This window comes from Micromonospora maritima, from assembly GCF_902825405.1.
GTDB lineage: Bacteria > Actinomycetota > Actinomycetes > Mycobacteriales > Micromonosporaceae > Micromonospora > Micromonospora maritima.
In genome coordinates this window covers 1-4707 of the sequence record NZ_CADEAU010000419.1, presented here as the reverse complement: position 1 = coordinate 4707, position 4707 = coordinate 1, and the positions used below count along the sequence as shown (strand labels likewise).

Annotated in this window: 4 protein-coding genes and 1 pseudogene; 2 read left to right on the top strand and 3 right to left on the bottom strand. The window is 73.3% G+C overall.

What is annotated here, in order from left to right; all coding sequences use genetic code 11:
- From HUW36_RS26035 to HUW36_RS26025, 3 genes and pseudogenes are all read right to left on the bottom strand, one after another.
- Nucleotides 1-237, bottom strand: a pseudogene (locus HUW36_RS26035) (glycosyl transferase family 1); the annotation flags it as partial.
- A 154-nt stretch (nucleotides 238-391) separates the two neighbouring features.
- Nucleotides 392-1531 carry a fatty acid desaturase family protein gene (locus HUW36_RS26030; protein WP_174530561.1) on the bottom strand — a complete coding sequence of 380 codons (1140 nt, stop codon included), beginning with the start codon at nucleotides 1529-1531 and terminating at the stop codon, nucleotides 392-394.
- Nucleotides 1532-1544: 13 nt separating this feature from the next.
- Nucleotides 1545-2636 carry a ferredoxin reductase gene (locus tag HUW36_RS26025; protein WP_174530560.1) on the bottom strand — a complete coding sequence of 364 codons (1092 nt, stop codon included), beginning with the start codon at nucleotides 2634-2636 and terminating at the stop codon, nucleotides 1545-1547.
- Nucleotides 2637-2719: 83 nt separating this feature from the next.
- On the opposite strand from HUW36_RS26025, the gene HUW36_RS26020 reads away from it, so the two are divergent.
- On the top strand, nucleotides 2720-3949 hold the full coding sequence (locus tag HUW36_RS26020; protein ID WP_174530559.1) for a PucR family transcriptional regulator: 1230 nt from the start codon (nucleotides 2720-2722) through the stop codon (nucleotides 3947-3949).
- Between the two features lie 113 nt (nucleotides 3950-4062).
- The coding region (locus HUW36_RS26015) for an Acg family FMN-binding oxidoreductase (RefSeq protein WP_425487267.1) at nucleotides 4063-4707 on the top strand (645 nt) is incomplete at its 3' end.

The following is a 4707-nucleotide window of genomic DNA, read 5'->3' as shown; positions in this document are numbered from 1 at the left end:
GGCCACGCCGGAGGGGGTGGGGCGGGGGGCGTCGAGCGGCAGGACGCGCACCTCGGCGTCGCCGAGCTGCCAGCGACGCTCGGCGTCGACGTGGGCGCAGCCGAGCAGGGTCACGTCCCAACCGGCGTCGGCGGCGGACCGCGCGGCCTTCTGCACCCGCGAGTCGCCCTCGACGGCGTTGTCGACGAGCATCACCACCCGGCGGCGGGCGCGGGGCGTCCCGGCGTCGCGGTCCATCGGCGACCACACCCCTTCAGCTCGTCGGCCACACCGGCCGCGAGTGTACGGGGACGCGACCCCGCCGGGACCGTAGTGAAAACGCCCTGAGCTGGGAGGACATCGAGTGTGCAGGTGCCGGCGGGCGAACGTTCACCCGCCGTGCACGGTCCGGTCAGACGGCGCCGGAGGGGACCAGCGGGGCCGGGGCGGCCGGCTGCCGACGGTCGCGCCGGTTGGGCAGCGACAGCCGGATCACCTTCCACCAGGCGGAGGCGACCTGCTTGGGCAGCGGTCCGGTGGTGTACCGCAGGCCGTACCTGTCGAACAGCGCCCGCACCTGCGGGGCGATCTCCTGGTAGCGGTTGCTGGGCAGGTCGGGGAAGAGGTGGTGCTCGATCTGGAAGGACAGGTTGCCGGTCATGAGGTGCAGCAGGCGGGGGCCGCTGATGTTGGCCGAGCCGAGCATCTGCCGCAGGTACCACTCGCCGCGCGTCTCGCCCTCGATCGAGGTCTTCTCGAACGTCTCCACGCCGTTCGGGAAGTGACCGCACATGATCACCGAGTGGCTCCACACGTTGCGCAGCAGGTTCGCGGTGAACGTGGCGGCGAGCGTGGACAGGAACGACGGACCGGACAGCAGCGGGTGCACCACGTAGTCCTTGAGCACCTGGCGGCGGATCTTGCGGCCGACCGCCCTGGCCTTGGCCCGGAACGCCGGCTCCTTGAGCCGCTTCTGCTTGAGGTGGTCGCCCAGCTCCATGTCGTACGCGGCGATGCCGTACTCGAAGAAGCACGCGTTGAGCAGGTTCCACACCGGCTGACCCAGGTGCATCGGGTGCCAGGGCTGGTCCTCGTCGACACGCATGATGCCGTACCCGAGGTCGTTGTCCTTGCCGACCACGTTGGTGAAGCGGTGGTGCAGCTCGTTGTGCGACTGCTTCCACTGGTCGGCCGGGGAGACGTGGTCCCACTCCCAGGTGGTGGAGTGGATCTTCGGGTCACGCATCCAGTCCCACTGGCCGTGCAGGACGTTGTGCCCGATCTCCATGTTGTCGAGGATCTTGGCCACCGTGAGGCCGGCCGTGCCGACGATCCAGGCCGGCGGGAACAGCGAGAAGAGCAGCACCGCCCGGCTGCTGATCTCCAGCGTCCGCTGCGTCTTGATCACCTTGCGGATGTAGCGGGCGTCCCGCTCCCCCCGGTCGGCGAGGACCCGGTCCCGGATCGCGTCCAGTTCCTTGCCGATGATCTCGATGTCCTCGGCGCTCAGGTGGGCGATCGGGTTGTCGGCCTTCTTCTGGATCACGGTCACGTCGGTGGCTCCTTCAGAGATCGATGTCGCAGGTACCGGCGGCCGCCGACACGCAGGTCTGGATGGCGACGCCGTCACCCGGCACGGCCGTGGTGACGTCGCCGTTGCGCAGGTCGCGTACGGCGCCCTGGCGCAACGGCACGACGCAGCCGAAGCAGATCCCCATCCGGCAGCCCGAGGGCATGAGCACCCCCGCGTTCTCCCCCGCGTCGAGCAGGGTGGTGGCGCCGTCGGCCTCGACGGTCACCCCCGCCCCGGTGAAGGTCACCGTGCCGCCCTCGCCCGGCGTGATCACCGTGGGACGGAACCGCTCGGTGTGCAACAGTTCGGCGGCGTCGCGCGCCGCCCAGTGCGCCTCGGCCGCGTCCAGCAGGCCGACCGGGCCGCAGGCCCAGGTGTGGCGTTGCGCGTGATCGGGTACGAGGTCGTCCAGCTCGGCCACGTCGAGCAGGCCGGAGGTGTCGGTGTGCCGCTCGACCAGCCGTACCGTACCGCGCTCGGCCAGCGCCCGCAGTTCGGCGCCGAAGATGACGTCGTCGCGGGTGGGGGCCGAGTGCACCAGCACCACGTCGGACCGGTCCGCCAGCCCGGACCGGAGCATGCCCATGACCGGGGTGATGCCGCTGCCGGCGGTGAGGAACAGGATCCGTTCCGGGGTCGCCGCAGGCAGCACGAAGTCCCCCTGGGCCTGGTCGAGCTGGACGATCGTGCCCGGCCGGAGCCGACGGACCAGGTGGTTGCTGACCTTGCCGTCGGGGATGGCCTTCACCGTGACGCTGATCCGGCCGTCGGCCGCGCCCGGCGCCGAGGTGACCGAGTACGCGCGCCACTGCCGCACCCCGTCGACGTCCACGCCGAGCCGCACGTACTGCCCGGGCAGGTGGCCCTGCCAGCCGCGACCGGGTTGGATCACCAGCGTGGCCGCGTCCCGGGTCTCCGGGCGGACGGCGACGACGCGCCCCCGCAGCGGGGCGCCCGCGCGCAGCGGCGCGACCATGTCGAGGTAGTCGTCCGGGAGCAGCGGCGTGGTGACCGTGCCGGCCAGCCGCAGCAGCCTGTCCCGGAAGGAGACCTTCTGGGGGCGGCGGTGGGCAGTTGTGGTCATATGACCAGCGTGGCTGCCCAATCGCATAACATCTTGACCGGCAAAGGTGAAACGGTCGCAGGTTTTTGTTCGAGGGGAACAAGATGACGCAGGAGACCGGGAGGGGTCAGCGGGCGGCCCATCTTGATCTCGACGTCGAGGTGGCGGCGACGCTGCGCGGACGACTGCCGATGGTCGCCGAGCGGACGGTCACCGCGATCACCGCCGAGGTTCCGGACTACTCGGGCGCGCTGACCGGGGCCATGCGGGAGAAGATCGAGAACGCGGTACGCATCGCGCTCGGCACGTTCCTCCAGCTCATCGAGGGTACCCACCCGGCCGACCCGAGCACTCCCCTGGCCCCCGCGCTGGAGGCCGCGTACGCGCTGGGCAGCGGCGAGGCCCGCTCGGGGCGGAGCATGGACGCCTTGCTGGCCGCGTACCGGGTGGGGGCCCGGGTGGCCTGGCGGGAGGTCTCCACCACCACGGTGCGCAGCGGGTCGGCCGCCGAGACGGTGGCCGAGTTCGCCGAGCTGATGTTCGCGTACATCGACGAGCTGTCGGCGGCCAGCGTGGCCGGGCACGCCGACGAGCTGGCCAGCGCCGGCCGGATGCGCCGCCGCAGCCTGGAACGGCTCACCCAGCAGCTGCTCGCCGGCGACCCGGAGGAGTCGCTGCGGGCCAGCGCCGAACGGGCCGACTGGCCGCTGCCGCAGACGCTGACCGTGGTGCTGCTGCCCCGCCGGCACCTGCGCGCGGTGCTCGCCCTGCTCAACCCGCACACGCTGGAGAGCGGCGAGGACCTGCCCGGGATGAGTCCGGCCGAGGAACTGGCGGTGCTGCTGGTCCCGGACGCGCACGGCGGGCGGCGACGTCAGCTCATCCGCCTGCTGCACGGGCACCGGGCGGTGCTCGGCCCGGCCCGGCCGTGGCACCGGGTCGCCGCGTCGTACCAGCGGGCCACCCGAGCGCTCGCGCTCGGCCTCGGCGAGCCGGACGCAGGCCCGGTCGACACCGAGCGGCACCTGGCCACGCTGCTGCTCAGCATGGATCCGGAGGCCCTGGCCGACCTGCGCGCACAGGCCCTCGCCCCGCTGGCCGCCCTGCCACCGGCCACCGCGCACCGGCTCGCCGAGACGCTGCGGTCGTGGTTGCTGCACCAGGGACGGCGCGACGACGTGGCAGCAGACCTGTTCGTGCACCCGCAGACGGTCCGCTACCGGATGGGCAAGCTGCGGGAGCTGTTCGGCGACCGCCTGCACGACCCGGCCACCGTCCTCGACCTCACCATCGCGCTCGCCGTGCCGGCGGAGCAGGGCGACGCTCCCGCCTGACCGTCCGCCGGGTCCCGGGCCACCTGCCCCGAACCCCCGGGTCCTCCGGCCCTGTCCCCCACCCGCGCCGGCGGGCAGGGTCGGAAGGGGACGAGCAACGAGGAGGCGCCACCATGGACCGCTCATCGACCGGTGTCGAGCAGACCCCGACGGTACGGGTGCTGGAGGCCGCGGCCCGGCAGTCCCTGCACGCCCCCTCGGTCTTCAACACCCAGCCCTGGCGCTGGCGGGTCACCCCGGACGCGCTGGAGCTGCGCGCCGACCCGGACCGGCAGCTCGCCCACATCGACCCGGACGGCCGGCTGCTCACGCTGAGCTGCGGAGCGGCCCTGCACCACGCCCGCGTCTCGCTGACCGCCGCCGGGTGGACGGTCACCGTGGAACGGATGCCCGACGCGGGCGACCCGGCGCTGCTGGCCCGGCTGCGCACCACCGGACCGGCGGACCTGGACGTGCCGGCGGGTCGGCTGGTCGACGCGATCCCCCGCCGGCGCACCGACCGTCGCGCGTACGGTGACCGCCCGGTTCCCGAAGCGGTCCTGGCCCGCCTCGGTGACGCGGTCGAGGCGGAGGGCGCGTACCTGCACGTGGTACGGCCGGACCAGATGCCGATGCTTGCCGTCTCCACGGGCCGGGCCGCCGACGCGGAGCTGGCCGACCCGGCGTACCGGGAGGAGCTGCGCCGCTGGACCACCCGGCCGGCGGACAGCGGCGACGGCGTGCCCGCCGCCACCGCCGTGCGACCGGCGCCGAGGCGG

Bases quoted from the DNA above. Each gene is read 5' to 3' on its own strand.
- HUW36_RS26025 (WP_174530560.1), bottom strand. From the start codon at position 2,636: ATGACCACAACTGCCCACCGCCGCCCCCAGAAGGTCTCCTTCCGGGAC.
- HUW36_RS26020 (WP_174530559.1), top strand. From the start codon at position 2,720: ATGACGCAGGAGACCGGGAGGGGTCAGCGGGCGGCCCATCTTGATCTC.